The sequence below is a fragment of the Streptacidiphilus melanogenes genome, assembly GCF_000787835.1.
Classification (GTDB): domain Bacteria; phylum Actinomycetota; class Actinomycetes; order Streptomycetales; family Streptomycetaceae; genus Streptacidiphilus; species Streptacidiphilus melanogenes.
The window spans coordinates 314,701-338,734 of record NZ_BBPP01000002.1 but is presented as its reverse complement, the minus strand read 5'-3'; the positions used below and the strand labels follow the sequence as shown (position 1 = coordinate 338,734).

18 protein-coding genes are annotated in these 24,034 nt (G+C 71.7%); 11 read left to right on the top strand and 7 right to left on the bottom strand.

The window, feature by feature from the left end:
* Window positions 1-11 precede the first annotated feature (11 nt).
* Genes TR49_RS03375 through fxsT form a run of 4 tightly spaced genes read left to right on the top strand, consistent with a single transcriptional unit; the run spans window position 12 to window position 8,826 of the window.
* A complete protein-coding gene (locus TR49_RS03375) occupies window positions 12-2,492 on the top strand; it encodes an FxsB family cyclophane-forming radical SAM/SPASM peptide maturase (RefSeq protein WP_042376862.1) in 2,481 nt (826 codons plus the stop codon).
* Between the two features lie 2 nt (window positions 2,493-2,494).
* The gene (locus TR49_RS03370; RefSeq protein ID WP_160311528.1) at window positions 2,495-3,400 is read left to right on the top strand and encodes an AAC(3) family N-acetyltransferase; all 906 of its coding nucleotides are present in this window, start codon (window positions 2,495-2,497) and stop codon (window positions 3,398-3,400) included.
* A 51-nt stretch (window positions 3,401-3,451) separates the two neighbouring features.
* A complete protein-coding gene (locus TR49_RS03365) occupies window positions 3,452-4,846 on the top strand; it encodes a TIR-like protein FxsC (RefSeq protein ID WP_236653202.1) in 1,395 nt (464 codons plus the stop codon).
* Complete coding sequence (gene fxsT / locus TR49_RS03360) at window positions 4,843-8,826, top strand: FxSxx-COOH system tetratricopeptide repeat protein (protein ID WP_042377114.1); 3,984 nt, start codon at window positions 4,843-4,845, stop codon at window positions 8,824-8,826. The genes TR49_RS03365 and fxsT overlap by 4 nt, the downstream gene beginning before the upstream one ends.
* A 68-nt stretch (window positions 8,827-8,894) precedes the next feature.
* Here the strand turns inward: fxsT and TR49_RS03355 are convergent, their stop codons facing one another.
* From TR49_RS03355 to TR49_RS03345, 3 genes are all read right to left on the bottom strand, one after another.
* The gene (locus TR49_RS03355) at window positions 8,895-9,770 is read right to left on the bottom strand and encodes an alpha/beta fold hydrolase (protein WP_236653201.1); all 876 of its coding nucleotides are present in this window, start codon (window positions 9,768-9,770) and stop codon (window positions 8,895-8,897) included.
* 34 nt (window positions 9,771-9,804) lie between these two features.
* Entirely contained in the window at window positions 9,805-10,722 is a 918-nt protein-coding gene (locus TR49_RS03350) for a DUF4231 domain-containing protein (RefSeq protein ID WP_042376861.1), read from the bottom strand.
* Window positions 10,723-10,874: 152 nt separating this feature from the next.
* Window positions 10,875-11,624, bottom strand: a complete 750-nt coding sequence (locus TR49_RS03345; RefSeq protein WP_042376859.1) for a sugar isomerase domain-containing protein — start codon at window positions 11,622-11,624, stop codon at window positions 10,875-10,877.
* Between the two features lie 232 nt (window positions 11,625-11,856).
* On the opposite strand from TR49_RS03345, the gene TR49_RS03340 reads away from it, so the two are divergent.
* Complete coding sequence (locus tag TR49_RS03340; protein WP_042376856.1) at window positions 11,857-12,543, top strand: iron-dependent transcriptional repressor DtxR; 687 nt, start codon at window positions 11,857-11,859, stop codon at window positions 12,541-12,543.
* 354 nt (window positions 12,544-12,897) lie between these two features.
* On the opposite strand, the gene TR49_RS03335 is transcribed toward TR49_RS03340, so the two are convergent.
* Window positions 12,898-13,599, bottom strand: coding sequence for a bifunctional DNA primase/polymerase (locus TR49_RS03335; RefSeq protein ID WP_042377111.1), 702 nt, complete (start codon window positions 13,597-13,599; stop codon window positions 12,898-12,900).
* Window positions 13,600-13,891: 292 nt separating this feature from the next.
* On the opposite strand from TR49_RS03335, the gene TR49_RS03330 reads away from it, so the two are divergent.
* Both TR49_RS03330 and TR49_RS39590 read left to right on the top strand, forming a co-directional pair.
* Window positions 13,892-15,271, top strand: coding sequence for an NsdA family TPR-like regulatory protein (locus TR49_RS03330; RefSeq protein ID WP_042376854.1), 1,380 nt, complete (start codon window positions 13,892-13,894; stop codon window positions 15,269-15,271).
* Between the two features lie 152 nt (window positions 15,272-15,423).
* Window positions 15,424-16,458, top strand: a complete 1,035-nt coding sequence (locus TR49_RS39590) for a hypothetical protein (protein ID WP_052433951.1) — start codon at window positions 15,424-15,426, stop codon at window positions 16,456-16,458.
* 70 nt (window positions 16,459-16,528) lie between these two features.
* Here TR49_RS39590 and TR49_RS03320 read toward each other — a convergent pair whose 3' ends face one another.
* Complete coding sequence (locus tag TR49_RS03320; protein ID WP_160311527.1) at window positions 16,529-17,596, bottom strand: ABC transporter substrate-binding protein; 1,068 nt, start codon at window positions 17,594-17,596, stop codon at window positions 16,529-16,531.
* A gap of 390 nt (window positions 17,597-17,986) precedes the next feature.
* Between TR49_RS03320 and TR49_RS03315 the strand changes: the two genes are divergently transcribed.
* Both TR49_RS03315 and purU read left to right on the top strand, forming a co-directional pair.
* Window positions 17,987-18,439, top strand: coding sequence for an SCO4402 family protein (locus tag TR49_RS03315; protein ID WP_042376850.1), 453 nt, complete (start codon window positions 17,987-17,989; stop codon window positions 18,437-18,439).
* Between the two features lie 43 nt (window positions 18,440-18,482).
* Complete coding sequence (gene purU, locus TR49_RS03310) at window positions 18,483-19,334, top strand: formyltetrahydrofolate deformylase (protein ID WP_042376848.1); 852 nt, start codon at window positions 18,483-18,485, stop codon at window positions 19,332-19,334.
* A 183-nt stretch (window positions 19,335-19,517) separates the two neighbouring features.
* On the opposite strand, the gene TR49_RS03305 is transcribed toward purU, so the two are convergent.
* The gene (locus TR49_RS03305; protein WP_052433946.1) at window positions 19,518-20,588 is read right to left on the bottom strand and encodes a maleylpyruvate isomerase family mycothiol-dependent enzyme; all 1,071 of its coding nucleotides are present in this window, start codon (window positions 20,586-20,588) and stop codon (window positions 19,518-19,520) included.
* A complete protein-coding gene (locus tag TR49_RS03300; protein WP_042376846.1) occupies window positions 20,585-21,151 on the bottom strand; it encodes a sigma-70 family RNA polymerase sigma factor in 567 nt (188 codons plus the stop codon). The genes TR49_RS03305 and TR49_RS03300 overlap by 4 nt, the downstream gene beginning before the upstream one ends.
* Window positions 21,152-21,358: 207 nt before the next feature.
* Here TR49_RS03300 and TR49_RS03295 point away from each other — a divergent pair, with 207 nt between their 5' ends.
* Both TR49_RS03295 and TR49_RS03290 read left to right on the top strand, forming a co-directional pair.
* Window positions 21,359-21,757: an STAS domain-containing protein gene (locus TR49_RS03295; protein ID WP_236653200.1), complete on the top strand. Its 399-nt coding sequence runs from the start codon at window positions 21,359-21,361 to the stop codon at window positions 21,755-21,757.
* Window positions 21,758-21,860: 103 nt separating this feature from the next.
* Complete coding sequence (locus TR49_RS03290) at window positions 21,861-24,008, top strand: bifunctional glycosyltransferase/CDP-glycerol:glycerophosphate glycerophosphotransferase (protein ID WP_042376845.1); 2,148 nt, start codon at window positions 21,861-21,863, stop codon at window positions 24,006-24,008.
* Window positions 24,009-24,034: the final 26 nt, after the last annotated feature.

Genomic DNA, 24,034 nt, shown 5'->3' with positions numbered 1-24,034 from the left:
TCACCCCTGCCATGAACACCGACGACACGGATGCCTCGTTCAGCCAGTTCGTGCTGAAGATGCACAGCAGGTGCGATCTCGCCTGCGATCACTGCTACGTCTACGAGCACGCGGACACCAGCTGGGAGCGTCGCCCCATGACGCCCTCGGACGAGGTGCTCCGGGCCACGGCGCAGCGGATCGCCGAGCACGCCCGGCGCCACCGCCTCGCCACCGTTCATGTGGTCCTCCATGGGGGAGAGCCTCTGCTCGCGGGGCACGAGCGCCTCGCTTTCGCGGCCGAGCAGTTGACCGCCGCGCTGGCCGGCGTCTGCCGGCTCGATCTGCGCATCCACACCAACGGCGTCACGCTCGGCGAACGCCACCTCGAGCTCTTCGACCGGTACGACGTCAAGGTGGGCATCTCCCTCGACGGCGACCGCGCGGCCAACGATCTCCACCGCCGTTACCGGAACGGCCGCAGCAGCCACGACAAGGTCGTGCGGGCCGTGCGTCGGCTCAACACGCCGCGCTACCGGCATCTTTACGCCGGATTGCTGTGCACGATCGACGTCCGCAACGACCCGACGGCGGTCTACGAGGCCCTGCTGGAGCTCGACCCGCCGCGCATCGACTTCCTGCTGCCGCACGCCACCTGGGCCGAGCCGCCGCTGCGGCCCCCGGGCGCGGGCCCCACGCCCTACGCCGAATGGCTGATGACGATCCTGACCCGCTGGGACGCGCAGGGACGCCCGGTGCCGGTCCGCTTCTTCGACTCCGTGCTGCGCACGCTGGCGGGCGAGGACAGCCTCACCGAGTCCCTCGGGCTGGCCCCCGCCGACCTCCTGGTCATCGAGACGGACGGCACCCTGGAACAGGCCGACTCGCTGAAGACCGCCTACGACGGCGCTCCCGAGACCGGCTTCGACGTCCTGCGCGACCCGGTGGACGCCGCCGCCCGCCACCCCGCGCTGCTGGGACGCCAACTCGGTCTGGCCGGGCTGTGCACCCAGTGCCGGACCTGCCCCGTCGTGGACTCCTGCGGCGGCGGCCTCTACGCGCACCGATACCGGGCCGAGCCGGATCCGAGTCGCGCGTTCGACCATCCCAGCGTCTACTGCGAAGACCTGTACGCGTTCATCACCCGGACCAAGGAGCAACTCGGCGTGGCCGACCAGCACGACGCGGCGCAGGCCCTGCTGCCTCCGTCCCTCTTCGACGAACTCGGCACCGGCCACGGGGGTGCCGAGGCGGTCTCGGCGCTGCGCGACGCCCAGGTCCAGCTGGGACGCGAGTTCCTGGACGAACTCGCCGCCAGGGCTGAGCAGCTGGCTCCCGGCGAGGGCGGAAGCCGCGGGCTGTGGCCGCTCTTCGCCCGGCTGGACGCCGAGGCGCCCGCGGCCCTCGACGCCGTGCTCAGCCACCCCTACCTGCGCCCGTGGGCCCTCTCGGCGCTCACCGCGGACTCCCCGACGGGCGCCGAGGAGATCCTGGGCGGGCTGGCCGAGTCGGCGGCCGCCGCCCTGGTCCTGGCCGGCCTGGAGGCGCGGGTTGCCGTGCCACTGCGGGAGGGTTCGCTGCTGCTCCCGACGGTGGGCCGGCTCGACCTCACCGACTGCGGTTCCACCCCCGGCGCCACGGTCACGGTCTCAACCGATCCGGACGGCTTCACGGTCGAGGTCGGGGCCGACGGCGGGTCCGTCCGGGTACCCCGCGCCCGGGCGGAGCAGCCCGCCGAGTGGCAGCCGCTCCGCGTCCGGCCCGCTGAGTGGCAGCCGCTCCGCGTCTGGGCCGAGGCGGGCTGGTCCGTGGCCCTCGAGGACCTCGACCCGCGCCGGTCCCGGCACAACTGGGCGCCCACCGGACGCCTGACCGAGGCCGAGGCGGCGCTCTGGCGCGAGCGCCTGACCGGGGCGTGGGCCTGGATTCGCGATCGGCTGCCCCAGTACGCCGACGGTCTGCGCGTCGGCCTGGGCACGGTCACGCCGCTGTGCCCGGGCGAGGCCGGCATCGCCGTCAGCGGTGCGGCCCGGGACGCCTTCGGCAACGTGGGCGTCGCCCTCCCGGATTCCGACGAGTATCTGGCGCTGCTTCTGGTGCACGAGTTCCAGCACGTGAAGCTGGGTGCGGTCTTCGACGTGGACGACCTCTTCGACCGGCGCGACACCCGTACCTACCGCGCGCCGTGGCGGCCTGACCCGCGCCCCTTCGAGGGTCTCTTCCAAGGGACCTACGCGCACATCGCCGTGGTCGAGTACTGGCGGGCCAGGGCGTCGGAGTTGGCCGGGACCGGGGCGGAGGACGTCGCCCGGGCCGCCCGCGGCGAGTACGAGCGGTGGCTGCGCCACACCTTCGACGCGGTGCTGACCTTGGCCGGATCCGGCAGCCTGACGGCGCAGGGGGAGCGCTTCGTGGCCGCGATGCGCGCTACGCTTGCGCCCCTGATGTCCGAGTTGGATGCAGGAACGGAGTTGGTCGAGGCCGGGGCAGCCGCGTCTTCCGTGAGGGGCTGATGATGCCTCAGCAATCCGGTGCGAGGTCCGGTGACCGCGAGGCGGACGCGTTGCGCTCCGCCTTCGCCGCGGAGCTGGGCGCACTCGGGCTGCCGCAGGACGCCGTGGTGCTGGTTCAGGCGGCGTACTCCCGCGTGGCCCGTGGGCCCCGCGACGGGAGCGGCCCCGAGGCGCTGATCGACGCGCTGCTGGACCGCCTCGGCCCGTGGGGCACGCTCGTCGCCTACGCCGCCACCCCCGAGAACTCGCGCACCACCCCGGACTACGCCCGGGCCACGGCCCCGATGACCGAGTCGGAGCGCCGGGCGTACGACGCCGCGCTGCCCGCCTTCGACCGTGCCACCACGCCCGTCTCCCCCGCCGTGGGAATCGTGTCGGAGCGGCTGCGCAACCGCCCCGGCGCCCACCGCAGCGACCATCCGCAGACATCGTTCACCGCGCTGGGCCGTGAGGCCGAATCCGTCACCGCGGAGCACGGAGACGAACACCTGGGCCTCGGGTCCCCCTTGGGCAAGCTCTACGACCGGGACGGGTTCGGGCTGCTGATCGGCGTGTCCTGGTCCCGGTTCACGCCGTTCCATCTGGCCGACTACAAGGCGCCCACCCTTCCGATGAAGACCTACCACGCCAAGGTCGCCACACCCGGCGCCCGCGACGGAGAGTGGATCGCCTTCCGCGACCTCGACCTGCACGAGGGGCACTTCGAGGAGCTGGGCAAATACGTCGAGGTCGAACTGGAGAGCCGCGGGCGGATCAGCCGCGGCAGGGTCGGCGACGCCCCGGCGATGCTGGTCCCGATCCGCCCCGCCGTCGACATCGCTCTGGACGTGCTGAGGGCAGGTCTGGTCACCAGCCGGCCCTGGCGCGAGTCGGAGATCGCGTGGACGGTGTTGACGGACCATCAATAGGAGCGGTTCCATCGTCCTACAGAACGGGCAACATCGTTCGGGGGTGCGAGCGTGGCCGACCAAGAGGGCTGGGACGAGGACATACCTCGGCCCATCTTCTTTCTGAGTTACGCGCATTCCCCGCGCGGTGCCGGACGGCCCCGCAGCGTCTCGAACCTCTGGGAAGCTCGCTTATTCAGGGACCTGTGCGAGGCCGTGACGGACCTGTCCGGGTGGGACGCCAACGAGCCGCCCGGTTTCATGGACTCCGGCCTGAACGTGGGCGAGGGATGGTCCGAGCGGATCAGCGAGACACTCGCCCACTGCCGGGTCTTCGTGCCGCTGTACTCGGTTCACTACTTCAAGAGCCAGGCGTGCGGCCAGGAATGGGCCGCCTTCGCCTCCCGCGAGGTGCTGTCCGAGACACCCGGCGGCGGGCTGCCGTCCGCGATCGTGCCGGTGCAGTGGGTCCGGGTGCAGGAGGAGCGGCTGCCGCCGGTGGCCAAGGCCCTGCAGTTCGACCACCAGGCCTTCGGCGAGGGCTACCGGACCGAGGGGATGCAGCCGCTCCTGAAGGTCAGCAAGTTCCAGTCCGACTACCAGTTGGCCGTCTACCGGCTGGCCCAGCGCATCGTCGACGTGTCCGAGCGGATGCGCGTGCGCATCGGCGCCCGCCGGGACTTCCAGGACTTCGACTCGGCCTTCCCCGCCCCTGACCGTCGGCGGACACTGCGGATCTCGGTCGCCGCCTGCGACGTCGACCATCTGCCGGACGGCCGCTCCGGATCCAGCTACGGCACCGGCGCCCACGAGTGGCGGCCGTTCGGCGGGCAGAGCGAGGAGTCGATCGCCCGCCGCGCCGCCTCCGTGGCGCGTGAGTGGGAGTTCCACGCCAGCATCGAGCCGTTCGCCGACGAGGCCGCCCGCGTGCTGGCCGGCGAGCGGCCGAGCGCGCCCGGCCTGCTGCTGCTCGACCGATGGACGTTGCTCGACACCCAGCACCGGGAGGTGCTGCGGCAGATGGACGCCTGCAACCCCACCTGGGTCGGCCTGATGGAGCCCTGGGACCCGCAGGACCCGGAGAACGCCTCACGCCACGAGGAGCTGCGCGCGTTGTCCGAGCGCACCCTGGTCAACCTGCGCGCCCAGCGCCTGCAACGGGCCCGGCTGCGCGGCGTCGACGTGGTCTCCAGCCTGAACGAGTTCGAGTCGATGCTGCCGCACGTCGCGCTCAGCGCCATGCACGCCTTCGAGGAGCTGGAGGGGCCGGACGGCTCGTCGGCACCGTCGGAGGCGAGCGGTTCGCCGCCGCGCCCGAATCTGCGAGACGAGCACATCAAGCGCGGGAACGGCCGGCCGAACGGCTCCCCGCCGGGCGCGCAAGGCGCGCCGAACGCGCCGAACGCGTCCGACCACGCCGCTGCCGACGAGGGGCCGTCAACCGGTTCTGGGGGAGGGAATCCATGAGCGTGACTCAGCCCGAGAGTGACGGGGCCGAGCCCGTGCTGCCGCTGCGCGACCAGCGTGACGGACGGATCGTCACCTTCTACTCCTACAAGGGCGGCACCGGCCGCACCATGGCCCTGGCCAACATGGCCTGGATCCTGGCGGCGAACGGCTACCGGGTCCTCGCCGTCGACTGGGACCTGGAGGCGCCGGGCCTGCACCGGTTCTTCGCACCCTTCCTGGAGCAGGCGGCGCTCGACGCCTCCACCGGCGTCATCGACCTGATCTACGACTACTGCGACGCCCCGCTCGAGAGCGAGGAGCTCGACCCGGCAGCGATGCGGCAGTGGGCGCGGGTGCTGCCGCACGTGCTCTCGCTCAACTGGACCGGCTTCCCCGGCGAGGGCTGCCTGGACTTCCTGCCCGCCGGCCAGGCGCACAGCGACTACGGCGCGATGGTCGCGAACATCAACTGGGACGAGTTCTACGCCCGGCGGCACGGCGCCGAGTTCTTCAAGGCGCTGCGCGCCGACATGAGCCGCCAGTACGACTACATCCTGCTCGACAGCCGCACCGGTCTCTCCGACATCCAGGAGATCTGCACCGTCGAGCTGCCGGACGACCTGGTCATCTGCTTCACCCTGAGCAACCAGAGCATCGAGGGCGCCTCCGAGATCGCCCGCAAGATCACCGAGCGGCACTACAACCGCGGCATCCGGATCCTGCCGGTGCCGATGCGCATCGACGACGGCGAGAAGGGCAAGGCCGACGCCGGCCGGGCGCTGGCCCGCAAGCGGTTCAGCGGCCTGCCGCAGGGGCTCTCCGAGAGCGGACGGGAACGGCACTGGGACTCGGTCGAGATCCCCTACCTGCCCTACTACGCCTACGAGGAGATCCTGGCGCCCTTCGGCGACAAGCCGGGTTCGCCGCTCTCCATGCTCTCGGCCGTCGAGCGGCTGGTCGCCTCGGTCACCAAGGACCGGGTGATCGGCCTGCCGCCGATGGACGAGGACGTGCGGCTGCACTACGTGGACCTGTTCACCCGGCCGCGCCCGACGGCGCGCGAGGACATCATCGTGTCCTACGCCTCCGAGGACCGGATGTGGGCGGAGTGGATCGAGTGGGTGCTGACCCGGGCCGGGCTCCGGGTCGTCCCGCGCGAGCTCGGCTCGCTGCCGCGGGTCGACTCCGACCGGGTGCGCGAGGCGGTGACCCGGACGCTGGCCGTCTGGAGCCAGGCCTACGCCAAGGCCGTCCAGTCCCGTCAGGCCCGCGACCTGCTGGTCGGTGAACGCACTCCGGACCAGCCCGAGTTGATCACGGTGCGGGTCGGCGACGTGCGGTCCGCCTCCAACTTCGGCGGCAACTCGGTCGAGCTGGTCCGTCTGGAGGAGGACGCCGCCCGGGTGGTGCTGCTGCGGGCCGTCGGCCTGCCGGAGACGGTGCTGATGGACTCCGTCCCCGGCGAGGGGCCGCGCTTCCCCGGACGCCGCCCGGCGATCTGGAACCTACGGCTGCGCAACCCGTCCTTCACCGGCCGCGCCGCCGTGCTGGACCGCCTGCGCGACCAACTGCGCGGCCAGCAGCGGGACCGGCGCTCCACGGTGGTGCTGCCGACCCCGCAGACCCTCTACGGCCTCGGTGGCGTCGGCAAGACCCAGGTCGCCCTGGAGTACGCCTACCGCTTCATGGCCGACTACGACCTGGTCTGGTGGATCGAGTCCGAGGAGCCGGAGCAGGTCGCCACCTCGCTCTCCGAGCTCGGTCGCCGCCTGGACCTGCGCATGGGCGAGAACGCGAACGAGAACGCCGACCTGGTCAAGGAGACGCTGCGGCTCGGGATGCACCCCAAGGCCAAGCGCTGGCTGCTGATCTTCGACAACGCCGACGACCCGGCGCAGATCGTCAGGTTCCTGCCCGGTGGCTCCGGCGACGTCCTGGTCACCTCCCGGAACCAGGCGTGGACCAGCCACGCCGAGGCGCTGGAGGTCGACGTCTTCCGTCGCGAGGAGTCGGTCGAGCACCTGTGCCGCCGCGCGCCGGCGCTGTCGCAGCAGGAGGCGGGGCTCGTCGCCGAGGCCGTCGGCGACCTGCCGCTGGCCGTCGAGATCGCCGCGGCCTGGCTGGAGACCACCGGCGTCCCCGTCGCCGAGTACGTCGAGGAGCTGCAGAGCCAGCCCGACAAGGCCCTCGGCGGCGCCACCCCCGACGACTACCCCGACAGCTTCGGCCGCGCCTGGAAGGTCTCCATCGAGCGCCTCGGGCAGCAGATGCCGGCGGCCGTCCGGCTGCTCCAGCTGTGCGCGTTCCTGTCACCCGACTCGATCGCCATCAGCATCTTCTACAGCGACCAGATGATGAACGCGCTGCTGCCCTTCGACGACGAGCTGCGCGACAAGAACATGATGGGCCGCGTCATCCGAGCCATCGGCCGGTACGCGCTGGCCAAGGTCGACAACAGCAGCCGGACCTTCCAGGTCCACCGCATGGTGCAGGCGGTCATCCGGTCGGGGCTCAGCCCTGACGAGCAGGAGGAGCTGGTCCACGAGGTCCACCGCGTCCTGGTCGGCGCCCGCCCGGACATCGGCGACACCGACGACCCGGAGAACTGGCCGCGCTTCGAGCTGATATGGCCGCACCTCGGCCCGTCCAGCGCGGAGACCTGCGACGAGGCCGACACCCGGCAGCTGCTCATAGACCGCGTGCGCTACCTGTGGAAGCGCGGCGACCTGGACCGGGCCGAGGACCTCGGCCGACGGCTCAACGTCGCCTGGACGGAGAAGCTCGGCGAGGACGACCGGCAGACGCTGCAACTGCGCTTCCAGCTCGCGAGCGTGCTGCGCAGCAAGGGTCTCGCCCAGGAGTGCCTGGAGCTCGACGAGGACACGCTGGAGCGGCAGAGCCGGGTGCTGCGCCCGGACCACCCGCTCACCCTGCAGACCGCCGGCAACCTCGCCGCCGACCTGCGCGTGCTCGGGCGTTTCACCGAGGCGCTCAAGCGCGACCAGGAGACCTACCTGAAGATGAAGGAGGAGCTCGGCGAGGAGGACCCGCGCACCCTCAACATCGCCAACAACCTCGCCATCGACTACCGGTTCACCGGCGACTACGACTCGGCCCGGATACTCGACGAGGAGGTCTACAACCTCCGCGGCGCGGTCCTCGGCGCCACCCACCCGTACACCCTGACCTCCAAGGCCAACCTCGCCGACGACGAGCGTGCCCTCGGCAACTACGGGCGCTCGATCAGCCTGCTCAGCGAGTTCCGCGACGAGTACTCCGTCCCGGTCCCCGACCTCGCCTCGCTGCGCTACGCCAAGTCCCTCGCGGTCTCCATGCGCCGGGTCGGCCAGCAGAACGAGGCCCGGCGGCTGACGATCGAGACCTACAACCGCTACCTGGAGCGCTACGACGCCAAGGTGCCGGACGCGCTGTCCTGCGCGCTCAACCTGGCCGCGGAGTACTCCGCGGCCGGCGACAAGGAAAGGGCCAGGGACCTGGCGCGGGAGGTGCTCGACACCTACCGCGAGAGCGTCGGCACGGACCATCCGTTCACCCTGATCTGCTCCAACAACCTGACGATCTACCAGCGCGACATCGGTCAGCCCACCGAGCTGCGCGAGGCGGTCTCGCTCGGCGAGCGCACGTTGGAGGCGCTGCGGCACATCGTCGGGGAGAACCACCCGTACACCCACTGCGCGATGCTCAACCTCGCCAACACCTACGGGGACACCGGCGACTTCACCCGGGCCGAGGCGCTCGGGCGCGCCGCGCTGGAGGGCATGACGGCCAGGTTCGGCGGCTCCCACCCGGACACCCTGGTCTGCCAGAGCAATCTGGCGGTCACCCTGCGCGGGCTGGGCCGTGAGGCCGAGGCTCAGGAGCTGCGCCGCCGCACCATCGACCAGCTCATCGCGGTGCTCGGGGAGAACCACCAGACCGTCCACGACGCCCGCGCCTGGCGCCGCATGGGCCGCGACCTCGAACTCCTCCCGGCCTGACGCCCCTCGGCGCCGCCGCGCCGCCGCGCCGCCCTCGGGCGGGCGGAGGCGCGGCGGCGCGCGTGGGGCTACGCCGCGTTCAGAGCGACGCGGCAGAGGATGTCGGGCAGCAGTCGCCAGGCTGCGAAGTGGGCGGCGCCCGGTTCGACCATCACGTGGGCGCCGGGGATGTGCGCCGCCAGCCACCTGGTGTGGTCGACGGGTGAGAAGACATCGTCCTCGCCGTGCCAGAGGTCGACGCGGCCCTTGATGTCGGCCGGATCGAAGCCCCACGGCTGGACGAAGGCCAGCACGTCGTCGTTCCAGCCGTCGTCGCCCGCGCGGACCGCCTCCGCGTAGTTGCGGGCGAGGCTGCTGCGGATGCCCGGGTCGCGGATCACGTTGAGGTCCGCCGGAGGGAGTTCGCTGCGCAGCGCCTGGATGAGCGTGCGCGGCTGCTCGCGGATGCCGTCGATGCGCGCGGCCAGGAGCGGACGCAGCCGCTGGGGGCCGGCCTCCGCGGCGCGATAGGCCTCGATGTTGGAGTCCGTCATGCCCTGGTACCAGTCCAGGCCCTCCGCGTCCCGCGGCGCGAGGCTGACCATGACCGCGGTGCGGGTGACCCGCTCCGGGAGCAGGGCCGCGCAGGCGAGCGCGTGCGGGCCGCCGCCGGATCGGCCGACCACGCCGAAGGCGTCGAGACGGAGGTGGTCGGCGATCGCGGCCACGTCGTCCGCGGCGTCGCGGACGCGGCGTCCCGGGAGGCGGTCGGACTGGCCGTAGCCGGGACGGTCGTAGGTGATGACCCGGACGTTGAGCCGGTCCAGCTGCCGCTCGACCGGGAGCTGTCCGAGCCTGCTGCCGGGCGTGCCGTGGATCAGGAACACCGGGTCCTCGGGAGATCTGCCCCAGATCGCCGCGGTGAGCGTGCGGCCGTCCGGTGTCTTGATCTCGATGTCCCTCACGTTGCTCCTCAACGTCGTCCCGTGACGGTGTGGTTCAGATCCGGCGGTCGCTCCGGGCGCGCCAGACCGCCTGTTCCTTGGCGAGCGTGGACTCCGCCTCGCGGGCGAGGCGGGACCAGAGCTCCTCCGCGCCCGGTTCGGCCGGATTGAGCCTGGCGAGCCGGTTCTCGATCTGCTCCAGCTCCTTGGCGGCGACCCGGTAGGCCGCGGCCAGCGGCCGGAACTGCTTGAGCTGGGTCCACGCGGTGATCGCGGCGCCGATGGTGGCGAAGGTGCCGAGCGCGTGGACGTGCAGTGCGCCGGATATCTGCAGCAGGGCGAGGGCCAGGCCGAAGCAGATGGCCGCCAGGGTCGCCATCGACCAGACCGTGCTCTTGTTGTCGTACGCGTCGGCCTTGCCCACGTACCAGACGCGCTGGGAGCGGACCCGCTCGCGCAGGTAGACCTCGCGTCGGACCGCGAGGCCCTGGCCGCGCAGGTGGGTCATCTCGGGGGTGATCGACGGCTGCTGCTCGGCGTCGATGACGCCGAGGCCGCGGTAGATCTCGAAGATCTCGCTGATCTCGTCGAGGAACTGCTCGTCGGCGTCCGGGGAGTGGGCCTGGCCGTCGAACGGGCGGGACCGGATCGAGTAGCGCCAGACCAGGCCCTTGATGGACTCGGCGGCCGCCCGGCTCTCGAACCAGAGCGTCTGGGGGTGCTTCGCCCGCAGCCGGCTCCAGTAGTAGAAGGCCGCCAGGAACGCCGCCAGCGAGAGGGCCGGTGAGACGTCCAGGCCCCCGGCATGCCAGTCGGCGATGCCGAGGGCGGACGCGGCGAACAGTGCGAGGATCTGGCCGCCGTACCAACGGGTGGCCCGCTGCTGCTCGTTGACGGCGACCTGATCGATCGTGGGGTACGGCTCGGGGATGAGTCCGTCCTCGTGGAAGTCCCGAGCAGAGTTCTGGACCATGACCGAATGCCCCCTCGCCCTCGCTGGCCGCCCTGAACAAGTGTCAACCTGCCCACCGTCCGTGCACAGCACACGTATTCACGCAATCGGCGAGCGGAGCGGTCCGGTCCGGTCGAACGACGGCACGCGCGGGGCCGGAGAGTGACACACAGTCAGAAGGTGTAGAAGATGCGGTCCTTGTGCTCGGCCATCAGCTTGGCGTTCCAGTCCGTGCCGCCGTCGACGTTGCCGGAGCGGAAGAGCGGCGGGGTGATCCCGTCCGCGGCGAGCCTGCCGACGGCGACCGCGACGACGGACTGCATCAGCGCCACCGTGGTCAGCGTCGAGACCGGGCCGAAGGTCGTCTCCGCGCCCTCGACGCTCAGCTCGCCGTCGCCGACCGCGATCTTGCTGTCCAGCACCAGGTCGCAGACGTCCTTCAGGTAGAGCCCGTCGGGGTGCTGCGAGGTGACCCGGCCCGGGTAGGCGAGGGAGGTCACGCCGACCACCGTCAGCCCGCGCGAGCGCGCGTGGCGGGCCAGCTCGACGGGCATCACCTGGCGGCCGGAGAGGGAGATCACGAACAGCAGGTCGCCCGCGCGGGCGGGCCCCGCGTCCAGCGTCGCCGTCGCCAGCCCCGGCACCCGCTCCAGCGCGCTGCCCAGATGGGCCGGGACCACGTCGACGCCGATCACACCGGGGACGGTCAGCAGGTTCATCAGCACCAGGCCTCCGGCCCGGTAGACCACGTCCTGGGCGGGGAGGGAGGAGTGCCCCGCACCGAAGGTGAAGATCCGGCCGCCCTCCTTGACGGTCCGGGCGAGCGCCTCGGCCGCCGCCTCGATCCCGGCCGCCTCCTCGTCCCTGATCCGCTGGAGGTGGGCGACGGCGGCGTCGAGGTACTGACCGGCGAGATCGCTCATCGGGTCTTCGGCTCCCCTGAGTAGCAGACGACTGTGCAGACTCAACCTGTGTGGTACTCGCATTATGGTGCTGGGCACGGTGCTCGGTCGCCGGTGCCGCTGTCAACACCGCGTGCGGCTCGTTTTCGGAGGCTGGCCAAAAGCCGTTCGGGTTGTCGGTGCGATGCGTAAGAATTGAGGAGCAACCGGGAGCGCGACCGGTTCACCACCGAGGAACGGAGCCCGCGGTCCGATGTCAGGCCACCTGATCGACACCACCGAGATGTACCTCCGGACGATCTTCGAGCTGGAGGAGGAGGGCGTCGTCCCCATGCGTGCGCGCATCGCGGAGCGCCTGGAGCAGAGCGGGCCCACGGTCAGCCAGACCGTCGCCCGCATGGAACGCGACGGTCTCCTCACCGTCGCCGGGGACCGCCACCTCGAGCTGACGCCGGAGGGCCGCAAGCTCGCCACCCGCGTCATGCGCAAGCACCGCATCGCCGAGTGCCTGCTGGTCGACGTGATCGGCCTGGAATGGGAGCAGGTGCACGCGGAGGCCTGCCGCTGGGAGCACGTCATGAGCGAGGCGGTGGAGCGCCGCGTCCTGGAGCTGCTGCGCCACCCGACGCAGTCCCCGTACGGCAACCCGATCCCCGGCCTGGAGGAGCTGGGCGAGGCTCCGGCCGATGAGGCCGAGTCCCTGGTCACCCTCGACGAGCTGGCCTCAGGTGAGGACGGCCGCAGTGTGATCGTCCGCCGCATCGGCGAGCCGATCCAGACCGACGCGCAGCTGATGTACACGCTTCGGCGGGCGGGAGTGCAGCCCGGCGCGGTCGTGAACGTGACCCAGTCCACGGGTGGCATCCTCGTCGGCAGCGGCGGCGAGGCGGCGGAGCTGGACAAGGACATCGCCGCCCACGTCTTCGTCGCCAGGGCCTGACTCGCCAGGGCCTGAATTCAGGAGCGAGGGGCCTCGGCTCTTTTCCCCGAGTGCCGAGGCCCCTCGTCTACCCCCTGGTTTCCCCGCCCCCCGAACCCCCGAACCGTGCCCGGCTTCCCCTCCGGGCGCCCCCTGGAGTGCGCCCTGCTCCTCTCGGTCGACTGCGGCGCTGATGCCGGAATTCATTTCCTCGGCAGATCCCGGCAATCCTTGAGCCCGGTCACTCGAAAGTGGGGCTTCTCCGCCGCGGCGTGCGGGTAGTCATCTCCTTCATCGCACATGTGACTGTGCCCCCGGTCGACCGCGGGAGGCGACACCGCGGGACTCGGGGGCACAGGGGGTTGCCGGGCTTTGCTACTGCCCCGCGTGTGCGGGCAGCGGCGCCTCTCGGCCGCAGGCGTAAGCGATGGGGTTGATGACCTCGGCCGCCTCCGGCAGCCAGCGGTTCATCGTGGTGGGCTCCCGGGCCCACTGCGCGTAACCGAGCGCGCCGATGCGCGTCGGCGGCGCGACGATCCAGCCGCCGTCGCCGTGGCCGACCAGGTCCAGCCGACCGGGGCCCCAGCCGAGGCGGCGCAGCATGTCCGGCAGCTTCGGCAGTGCGCCCGGCAGGACGAGGAAGACCAGCCGGCGGCCGCGCCCGGGGCCGCCCGGCATCGCGAGCACGGGGCCGAGCTGCAGGCCCATCCGCTCCATCCGCGCCAGCGCCAGGCAACCGGCCACCTCCGGCACGTCGATCGCGTCGAACGAGCGGCCCGTCGGCAGCAGGATCGAGGCCTGGGGGTTCTCCGTCCACCAGCGGCGCACGACCCCCGGGCCGGAGCTGGCGCGGCGCGTCCAGTCGCGGGTGGCGGGGTGCGCGCCGGGCATGGGGCAGGCGAGGTCGCCGCAGGAGCAGCGCGGGGGGCCGTCGTCCTCCAGCAGCCAGGCACCGGGGGAGACCTCCCAGTGTCGGTCCTCCGCGTACGTCACGGCCGCCTGCAACAGGAGATCCCGCACGCCCCTCCCAGCGTCCGTGCGGCCGTCCTGCTCGGTGGCTCCCAGGGTGTCTTCCACGTGCTGCACAACTCGGGCGCGGACCGGTGGTTACGGGTGATCGGCAAAGTCGGCCCAACAGGCCGCGCGGAGTGGGGCGCGCGGTTGCACGCCAGGGGGCGCACGGGGGGTGCACCCGGGGTGAGCGGGTACGTGTGCCCCCGATGCTTCGCTACGCTGTCAGCAGTCGGCCCAATGTCGCTATTTCCCAGCCATTGACCGCTCTTGACACCTCGTGACGCATCACCGGAACGCATCAGGGGAATGCTCCTGTCCTGCGACCTCCGACTCTCCAGGGGAGGCAGTGACGTCCATGGCCGCCAGACCGCTCGTCGCACGACAGCCAAACGAACGGCTCCAGGCCCTGATCCAGGAGGCCGGTTGCTCCAACGCGGGCCTCGCCCGCCGGGTCAACCTGTGCGGGGCCGAGCACGCACTGGATCTGCGTTACGACAAGACCTCGGTGGCCCGCTGGCTGCGCGGCCAGCAGCCGCGCGGGCAGGCCCCCTCCGTGATCGCCGAGGCGATCGGGCGGAAGCTGGGCCGCACCGTCACGGTCGACGAGATCGGCATGTCCGACGGCAAGAGCCACGCGTCCAGCGTCGGGCTGCAGTTCGCGGCGACCCTGCCGGGCGCCGTCGAGCAGGTCAGCGAGCTGTGGCGCAGTGACGTCGGCCGCCGCGACTTCCTGAGCGGCGCGTCCGTCGCCGCCGCCGCGCTCGTCGAGCCGAGCCGCGACTGGCTGATCACGGGGCCCGACCTCTCGGTCGCCCGCACCGGCGGGCCGCGCGTCGGCCCGGCCGACGTCGAGGCCGTGCAGGCCACCACGCAGATGCTGGTCGACCTGGACCACCGCTTCGGCAGCGGGCACGTCCGGCCGGTGGTGGTGCACTACCTCAACTCCGTGGTCTCCGGCCTGCTCGCGGGCGCGTACAAGGAGGAGACCGGCCGCAAGCTGTTCGGCGCCGTGGCCCGGCTCACCGAGCTGGCCGGCTACATGGCCATCGACACCGGGCAGCCGGGGCTGGCCCAGCGCTACTACATCCAGGCGCTGCGGCTCGCACAGGCGGCCGGGGACCGCGCCTACGGCGGCTACGTGCTGGCCTCCTCGATGAGCCATCTCGCCGCCGCGCTCGGCAACCCCCGGGAGATCGCGCAGTTGGCGCGCGCCGCCCAGGAGGGCGCCCGCGGCCAGGCCACCCCGACGGCGATGGCCATGTTCTACGCCGCGGAGGCGCGGGGCCACGCGCTGCTGGGCGACAGCCGCAGCTGCGAGGCGGTGGCCGGGCTCGCCCTGGAGCAGCTGGACCACAGCCGCCCCGAGGAGGATCCGGACTGGATCGGCCACTTCGACCACGCCTATCTGGCCGACGAACTCGCGCACTGTCATCGGGACTTGGAGCAGCCGCGGCAGAGCGCCCGGCAGGCGCAGGAGGCGCTGCGCGGCCACCCGGAGTCGCGGGTCCGCCGTCGCGCGGTCGATCTGGTGCTGCTGGCCATCGCCCAACTCCAGCTGCGTGACGTGGACGAGGCCTGTGACACGGGTGCGCGGGCGATGGAACTGATGTCCGGACTGCGTTCGGCGCGCGGCACGGAGTACCTGGACGACTTCCGGCGGATGCTGGAGCCCTACCGCCACCAGCGTTCCGTTCAGGAGTTCCAGGCCCGGGCGATGGCGGAGGCGGCCGCTTGAGCCCGGCCTGAGCCCTGGACGGCCGGGGTGCGGGGACGGGGGAGTCCCCGTCCCCCAGGATGGTCACCCGTTGGTGTGAACAGGTAGCGTGTCCCGCGTCGTGAGCGCGCCCATGCGCGGCGCGGGCGCCGTCCACAGCTAAGGAAGAGCGCGTGAACCATCGTCGTCCCAACCCCGACGAGCTCACCCCGGACGACCTGTTCCGTCCGGCCGACGGTGGGCCCACGGCGGCGTACGGCGCCCAGCTCCCCGCGCCGGAGGCCCAGCCCGCAGCGACCCAGTACCTGCCCCCGATGCCGGCGGCGCCGGCCCAGGAACCCCAGCCGTACGGCGCGCAGCCGGGCTACGCGGCCCAGACGCAGCCGTTCCAGGGCTTTCCGCAGCAGCAGCCGGCCCAGCAGGCCGCCTACGGCGCCTCGTACGAGCAGACGCAGCCCTATGAGCGGGCGTCGTACGAGCCGTCCCACTTCGACCAGCCGCAGTACGACCAGCCGCAGTACGACCAGGGCGGATACGAGCCGTACGACGACCACGGCTACGACGACGAGCCGCACCGCAACCGCCCGTCGATGCGCACCCTCGGCATTGCGGTCGTCGCCGGGTGTGCGGTGGTCGGCATCGCCCTGGGCGCGCTGCTCAGCGGCGGGGGTTCCTCCGCGAGCGCGGCGGGCGACAAGGGCGCGGGCGCGAAGCACGGCGCGACGGCCGGCGGCCCCGGGCCCGGCGACAAGACGGCCCAGCTCCAGCAGGCGCAGGCGCTCAGTGCGCTGCTGGAGACGGCGTCCAGCAACCGCACCGAGGTGGTCAACGCCGTCGCCAGTGTGCAGGCCTGCCAGGCGCTGCCGCAGGACCAGACGACGCTCAACTCGGCCGCCCAGGCGCGGGCCCAGCTCGTCACGAAGCTGGGCCAGCTCCAGGTCAGCGCGCTGCCCTCCGGGGCGGCGCTGGTCGCCAAGCTGACCGCCGGCTGGCAGGCCTCCCAGCAGGCCGACTCCCACTACGCCGCGTGGGCGGCGGAGTCGGCGCCGTCCTGCCAGAAGAAGCACCACCCCAAGGACGGCGGCGAGTCGACCGCGGCGGTCAGCGCCAGCAGCAACGCGACGATCGCGAAGCGCGAGGCCGCGGCGCTCTGGAACAGGATCGCCTCCGCGAACAACCTGCCGACGAAGGAGCCGAGCCAGCTCTGAGCGGCCTCCCGGCCCCGAGCGGCCACGCGGCGTGCCGCGCCCGGGTTGCGGGCGCCGGCACGCCGACGCGTCAACGCGTCAGTGCCGCACCGACGTTGACCAGACCGGCGTGGCTCTCGGTGAGTTCGCCGTTGACGACCTGCTGGAAGGACACGTCGGTGTTGACCGTCCGCGGGGTCGCCGCCAGGCTGACCAGGTTGCCGTCCTGCCAGGCCAGCGGGGGCGTCGCGCCGCCCGTGCTGACGGGGCCGGTGGCGTCGAACGCGGCGTGCACGCTCTGCGCCGTGACGGGGTGTCCCTTGAGGCCGTCCACGACCTTCCGGAAGACCTCGTAGGCGATCCAGGTGGTCTGCACCCCGGGGTCGGACGGGTTGATGTTGTTGTTGGTGAACGCGTACTTCTTGATCACCGCGTTCATCTCGCCCCACACCGGGCTGCTGTCCGGCGGGTACCAGCCGGTCGCGAGCGCACCCTCGAGCGGGCCGTCCGCGCCGCCCATGCTGTCGACCAGTGACTGCTGGAAACTGCCGATGAGCGCCGAGAGGTGCGCGTTCGCCGGGGCGTCCTGACGCCAGCTGTCGAAGAAGGTCTGCGTCGAGGCCGCGTCCAGCGCGCTGGTGACGCAGTCGTGCGGCCGGTCGGAGCCGACCGCGACCTGCACCTCGTGCTGGTAGTTGGTGCGTCCCTCCTTGGTCGGGACGTCGGTCGCGGTGAGGTGGTACTGCGCGAGACCGTTGTTCAGGAAGGTGTACATCGAGTCGCCGACGGCGGAGTCCGGCCGGACGATGGCGACCCGGTGGCAGCCGGCGGCGGCGAGCTGCTCGCCGTTGCCGACCAGCAGGGTCTGGTAGCCGCCGTTGACCGGGTAGGAGTACGGCGAGCTGAACTCGGCCGTCGACGCGCCGGAACCGCCGATGTACGAGATGCCCGCGCTCTCCAGCAGCGGCATGAACTCGTCGCCGTACTGGCTGTCGGAGCCGACGACGGCCACCACGTTCTCTGCGGTCGCCTTGTTGGCGCACGCGACCGCGCCGTCCGGGGTGTTCCTCTCGTTGCAGGTGATCACCCGCACCGGGTGGCCCGCGACGCCGCCGTTGTCATTGAAGTACTGGGCGATGGCCTGAGCGATTCCCGGCATTCCGGGCTCCGCTCCGGCCTTGTTGTTCATGGGCGCCCACGTCATCACCGTGACCGGCGATGACGGGTCCGCGCTCGCGTCGCCGCCGCAGCCGCTCAGTCCCCCACCGAGCAGCGCGGTCGCAGCTACTGCCGCACCCGTGCGACGCAATAGCCTGGCGCTATCAGCCCCCTTGAGCTTCATCTGAACCGTGCCCTCCCCGCATACCGGAAGTACATGCGGAAGGCCACACTTATCCCGATTCCGGAAGCACGAGGGGCCTCAGGGGGAACAAAGAGTCACATCAAGGTGAACACAGAGTGATGACACGCGTAGAACGTAGGATCGTGACCCATGCAAGCCGAGCACGACGCGTCAAGGACTTCTCGAACCGGTACCCGCTCCAGGAGGATGGGCGCCATGCCGCTCACTGACCTTCCCTGGTGGCGCTGGCGGGCCCGGGTCCGTTCCGCGCTGCACATGCTCGGCGACCCCCGCTTCCAGCAGGAGTGCTGGTCGGCCGGCCGCGAGGGCTACGGCGACGTCACCGACGCCGTCTACCGCCTGGTCGAGGACACGTGGCTGGACCGCTGGTCGGCGGAGAAGTACGTCGGCTCGATCTTCCGCGACTCCGCGGAGGCGACCGCGGTGGACACCGCCGTGCTCCGCGTCCTGCGGATCATGCACCAGGTCGGCCCCGACGCCCCCGCCGAGGCGTACTTCCAGCACCATGCCTGGCCGGAGGCGATCCGCGCCTGCCGCGACGCCCACGCCCGCCTGGCCCTGGCCGACGGCGAGGACCCGGACGCGGCGCCGCGCTCGCTCGCGATGCTCTCGATCCTCACACGCACGGCCGGAGCGTGAGACGGCGGATCGCCGCCGGGTCCGTTTGTGGCAGAGTTTCCGCATGGCCGAGCAGTACATCCTGACCCTGTCCTGCCCCGACAAGCAGGGCATCGTCCACGCCGTGTCCAGCTACCTGTTCATCACGGGTTGCAACATCGTGGACAGCCAGCAGTTCGGGGACCCGGACAGCGGCCTCTTCTTCATGCGCGTCCACTTCTCGGCCGAGCCGCAGGTCACCCTGGAGAAGCTGCGCGCCAGCTTCTCCGCGACCGGTGACGCGTTCCACATGGACTGGCAGATCAGCTCCGGCGACGACACGATGCGGGTCCTGCTGCTGGTCAGCAAGTTCGGCCACTGCCTGAACGACCTCCTCTTCCGCGCCCGCAGCGGCGCGCTGCCGGTGGAGATCGCGGGCGTCGTCTCCAACCACCGCGATTTCGAGGAACTGGTGGGCTCGTACGGGGTCCCGTTCCACTACATCCCGGTGACGGCGGACACCAAGCCGGAGGCGGAGGCGGAGCTGCTCCGCATCGTGGAGGACGAGCGGGTCGACCTGGTGGTCCTCGCCCGTTACATGCAGGTGCTGTCGGACGACCTCTGCAAGGCCCTTGCCGGGCGGGCGATCAACATCCACCACAGCTTCCTGCCGAGCTTCAAGGGCGCGAAGCCCTATCACCAGGCCCACGCCCGCGGCGTGAAGCTGGTGGGCGCGACAGCCCACTACGTGACCGCGGCGCTGGACGAAGGCCCGATCATCGAGCAGGAAGTCGTCCGCGTCGGCCACGACGTCACCCCGCAGAAGCTGGTCGCCCTGGGCCGCGACGTCGAATGCCAGGCGCTCGCCCGCGCGGTCAAGTGGCACGCCGAACACCGCGTCCTGCTGAACGGCTCCCGCACCGTCGTCTTCGCCTGATACCTGGGCAATTCGGTCACCCTTGGACTGCCCAGAGCCATCGCATGCCAGTGGTTGCTCGCGCTCCCCGCGCCCCCGGGGTGAGTGCAACGACATGCGGGAGCGCATGATCGGGCTGCTCGTGCCCACGCGGCGGAGCCGCACATCGGCACAGCCTCGGGCCCCCTGGATACTGCAACCACCTCACGGTCGCGACAGCAACGGGGCTGCGGCCAGTAGGGCGCGGGCCAGTGTGCGGTCGCCGGTGATGCCGGCGGGGATGCGGTGGGGATCTCTGCGCCCTGCGCAGAGGTGGCAGAACTCCACGCCGTCGATCGCCACCGTCGCACTCGGCTCCGCGCCGACCCGCGGCGGGGAGCCGGGAGCGTCGACGGGGATGAGCCACTCGCCCTCGCCGCGGCCCTCGACGATCAGCTTCACGACGCGGCCCGCGCCCGGCTCGCCGGGGAAGACGTGGGGCAGGATGCGGGCCGCCAGGCCGATCAGTGAGCGGATGTGGGCGCCGCGCGGCGGGTGGTAGGGGTAGCCGACCGCCTCGGCGATGTCCTCCGCGTGGATCCAGCACTCGAACGCGCGGTCCAGGAACGAGTCGGCGAGCGGGAGTTGGAACGTGCCGTAGTCGACGGAACGTTCCACCAGCGCCGGCGGAGCCAGCGCCGCCGTCTCCACCATCGTGCGGGTCTGGGCGCGCCAGAGAGCGCGCACGCTCGTGGGCGGGCGCTCGGCCTGCGCCGCGCACAGCCGGGCGTCGCGCTCGGCGAGGTCCGTGCCGTCCGTGAGGTCGGGGAGGCCGAGCGTGCGGGCGAGGACGCCGTCGACCGCCGCGAGGTGACACAGCACGTCCGCCGGGCGGCGCTGCTCGGTGCCGGCATGCCAGCGCAGCGTGGCCGGTTCCATCCAGTCCAGCTCGCCGAGATCGCGCAGCAGCGCGTCGAGACGGGCGGTCTCGGCAACGAAGGGCTCGGCGTACGCGGGGACGCGGAACGCGGGTTCCCGCCGGTCGAGGCAGCCGTCGAGGACCTGGCGGCGCAGGCTCGGCTCGGGGTCGAGCGGCTCGTCGGTGGAGAGCCAGCCCGCGGCGTCGCGCAGTTGGCGCGCCTCCTCGTGGCAGGCGGAGCAGCCGGCGAGGTGCGCCTCCAGCAGGGTCGCCTCCTCCACGGTGCAGGCGTCGAGCGCCCATGCGCCGAGCAGCGACCGGAGTTCCTCGTGGACCTCCGAGCCGATGCGGCCGACCTCGACGTCCGCCGCGCTCACAGCGCCGGCTCCGTTGACAGTGCGGTGGCGAGCAACTGCAGGCCGAGCCGCATCCGGTGTTTCGCCGTGTCTGGGGCGATGCCCAGCTCCTTGGCCGCCTGCCGATAGGTGCGGCCGCCGAAGTAGGTGAGCAGCAGCGTCTCCCGCAGGGCCTGCGGCAGTGAGGAGACGACGTACTGGACGCGCGCGGCGGTCGCCGCGGCCAGCACCTCCTCCTCCACGCTGGGCGGTTCCAGCGGTGCGCCGTCGGTGCCGACGGCGCCCGCCTCCGCGCCGACCGCCTGGCGGCGCAGGCGTTCCACGGCGCGGCGGTGGGTCAGCGTGCTGATCCAGGAGCGCATCGAGCCCTGCGCCGGGTCGAAGCTCTCCGGATGCTGCCAGACGTGGGCGAAGACGTCCTGGGTGATCTCCTCGGCGGCGGCCTGGTCTCCCAGGACGCGGTTGGCCAGGCCGTGGACGAGCGGGGCGAACTGGTCGTAGAGCTCGCCCAGCGCGGACTCCTCGCCACGCGCCAGCCGTCGCTGGATCTGCCGGTCCCAGCGGATCGGCGTGGGACTCGACACCGGCACCACCGTCCCGCCCCAGGGAGTGTGCGATTTTGCACAAACCACGACCAACAAGACAAAGCCAAGGAATCCTCAAGGAACCCTCACACGAAATCTAGCGCCGACCCGTGTGTGTCGTCCGGATGTTTGAGGAAACTGAATGACAGGCACGATGGCACGGAGTGTCAGATCCCGCGGACGACGACGCTAACCTGAAACAACATCATGAACATGCTGGAGAATCGTGGCACCGTGACGACAACACTGCGCGTGGATCGCGAGGAGAACGACGGCTGGCTGCTGCTGAGAGTGCAGGGTGATCTCGATCTCGGCACCGGCGGCAAAGTCCGGGAGGCGGTGCGCGAGGCGGTCGCCAACGGGTCGAGGCGGGTGGTCGTCGATCTTGCCGACGTGCGCTTCTGCGACTCGACGGGGGTGGGCGTGCTGATCGGCGCGCGCCGTCTGCTGCGCTCCTGCGGCGGCGAGTTGCGGCTGGTGCTGCCACGCACGGATCTGGAGCCCGGGGCGATCCCCTCCCAGGTGCACCGCGTCTTCGCCGCGCTGGGCGTCCACCGGCTCTTCACGGTGGTCGAGCAGACCCGGAGCGAGCGCGGCCCTGAGTGAGCGGGCGGCGGCCCTCGGTGACCGAACTCGAGGCCGTGGGGCGCCGCGGGCCCAGTAGAGTCTGAGGGAGCCCACCCCGCGCGACCTGGAGCAGCACACCGCCGTGACCACGCCCGTCTCCCTCAGCATCGTGCTGCCCGTCTACGGGGTCGCCGACTACCTGCCGCGCTGCCTCGACTCGATCCTGGCGTCCAGGCTGCCGGGTCTGGAGGTCATCGCGGTCGACGACTGCTCGCCCGACCGCAGCGGCGAGATCCTCGACGCCTACGCCGCCCGCGACTCCCGCCTCAAGGTGAAGCACCTGGCCGCCAACCGCGGCCTCGGCGGCGCGCGCGAGGAGGGCCTGAGGGAGGCCGGCGGTGAGTACGTCTGGTTCGTGGACAGCGACGACTGGCTGGCGGACGGCGCGGTCGACGAGGTCGCCGCGCGGCTCGCCGAGGTCCGCCCCGACGTGCTGATCACCGGCTTCGCCCGGGTCTACCCGGACGGCGCGACCGAGCCGGACACCTGGCGGCGCCTGCTGGTCGAGCCGCCGCTCCCGCCGACCTTCACGCTCGCCGAGCGGCCCGGACTGATCCAGATGATCATGTCGGTCTGGAACAAGGTGGTCCGCCGCGAGTTCCTCGCCTCGCTCGACGTCCACTTCGGCGCCGGCTACTACGAGGACATCTCGGTCACCTACCCGCTGCTGCTCGCCGCCCGCTCGCTCAGCTACCTGGACCGGGACCTGTACTTCTACCGCCGCCAGCGCGCCGGGGCGATCACCAACACCGCCTCGCCGAAGCACGCGGACGCCTTCGCCCAGTACGACGCGATCTTCGACTTCCTGGACCGCCGCCCCGAGATCGGCCCGAGCCTGTGCCGCCTCGTCTTCGACCGCACGGTCAAGCAGGCCGTCACCATCCTGGACACCCCGGGCCTGGTCCCCGACGACCTGCGCGAGGACTTCTTCCGGCGCACCACCGAGCACTTCCGCCGCCACCGCCCCGCGGGCCACACCTTCCCCAAGGGCCTGCGCGGCGTCCAGTACCGCCTGGTGGACCGCGGCGCGTGGGGCGCGTACCAGCGGCTGCGCCCGCTGCAGGCGCTGCCGCGCACGCTCCCCGGCACGGTCAAGCGCGCAGTCCGCGGAGCGGGCCGCCGCGGACTGTACGAGACGTACCGGCGACTGCCGCTCGACGAGAACCTCGCCGTCTACGCCGCCTACTGGTACCGGGGTTACAGCTGCAATCCCGCCGCGATCTACGAGCGGATGCGCGAACTCGCCCCCCAGATCACGGGCGTCTGGGTGGTGAACACCCCCGCTCAGGCCGCGGCGCTGCCCGAGGGCGTGCCGTACGTGCTCGCCAACACCCCGCGCTACCTGCGTTTGATGGCGACCGCCAAGTACCTGGTCAACAACGTCAACTTCCCCCACACGATGACGAAGCGGGCTGGTTCGGTGCATGTGCAGACACAGCACGGCACCCCGCTGAAGTACCTCGGCCTGGACCTGCGGGACCGCCCGCTGGCCGCCGACGGCATGGACTTCGACCGCCTGCTGGAGCACGTGGGCCGCTGGGACTACCTGGTCTCGCCCAACCCCCACTCCAGTGAGGCGTTCCAGCGCGCCTACCCGGGCTCCTACGAGGTCCTGGAGACCGGCTACCCTCGCAACGACCGCCTGACCGACCCCGCTCCGGCGGAGATCGCCGGCATCCGCGAGCGCCTCGGCGTCCCGGTGGGCAACCGGGTCGTCCTCTACACGCCCACCCACCGCGAGCAGCACGACTCCTTCGTCCCCGCCCTCGACGTGGTGGCTCTGGCCCGCCGCCTCGGCCCGACGACGACGGTCCTCATGCGCGCCCACTACTTCTACGGCGACGCCGGCCTCCCCGAGGACGCGGGCGTGATCGACGTCTCCGACCACCCCGTCGTCGAGGACCTCTACCTGGCGGCGGACGTCCTGGTGACGGACTACTCCTCGACGATGTTCGACTACGCGGTCCTGGACCGCCCCGTCGTGGTCTTCGCCCCGGACTGGGAGGACTACCAGCGCATCCGCGGCGTCTACTTCGACCTCATGGCCGAGCCGCCGGGCGCCGTCGCCCGCACCGAGGAGGAGCTCGCCGCAGTCCTCCTCCCCGGTGGCGCGGCGGACTCCCCGGACTCCACGAAGCTCCGCGCGGCCTTCCGCGCCAAGTTCTGCCCCTGGGACGACGGTCACGCGGCAGAGCGGGTGGTCCGCAAGGTCTTCCCCACGAGTCGGTGATGCTCCCGCAGGAAGTTGCACGACCC

Excerpts from the sequence above, each read along its gene's own strand:
- TR49_RS03375 (WP_042376862.1), top strand. The coding sequence starts at position 12 with ATGAACACCGACGACACGGATGCCTCGTTCAGCCAGTTCGTGCTGAAG.
- TR49_RS03370 (WP_160311528.1), top strand. The coding sequence starts at position 2,495 with ATGCCTCAGCAATCCGGTGCGAGGTCCGGTGACCGCGAGGCGGACGCG.
- fxsT (WP_042377114.1), top strand. The coding sequence starts at position 4,843 with ATGAGCGTGACTCAGCCCGAGAGTGACGGGGCCGAGCCCGTGCTGCCG.
- TR49_RS03350 (WP_042376861.1), bottom strand. The coding sequence starts at position 10,722 with ATGGTCCAGAACTCTGCTCGGGACTTCCACGAGGACGGACTCATCCCC.
- TR49_RS03345 (WP_042376859.1), bottom strand. The coding sequence starts at position 11,624 with ATGAGCGATCTCGCCGGTCAGTACCTCGACGCCGCCGTCGCCCACCTC.
- TR49_RS03340 (WP_042376856.1), top strand. The coding sequence starts at position 11,857 with ATGTCAGGCCACCTGATCGACACCACCGAGATGTACCTCCGGACGATC.
- TR49_RS03330 (WP_042376854.1), top strand. The coding sequence starts at position 13,892 with ATGGCCGCCAGACCGCTCGTCGCACGACAGCCAAACGAACGGCTCCAG.
- TR49_RS03320 (WP_160311527.1), bottom strand. The coding sequence starts at position 17,596 with ATGCCGGGAATCGCTCAGGCCATCGCCCAGTACTTCAATGACAACGGC.
- TR49_RS03315 (WP_042376850.1), top strand. The coding sequence starts at position 17,987 with ATGGGCGCCATGCCGCTCACTGACCTTCCCTGGTGGCGCTGGCGGGCC.
- purU (WP_042376848.1), top strand. The coding sequence starts at position 18,483 with ATGGCCGAGCAGTACATCCTGACCCTGTCCTGCCCCGACAAGCAGGGC.
- TR49_RS03295 (WP_236653200.1), top strand. The coding sequence starts at position 21,359 with ATGAACATGCTGGAGAATCGTGGCACCGTGACGACAACACTGCGCGTG.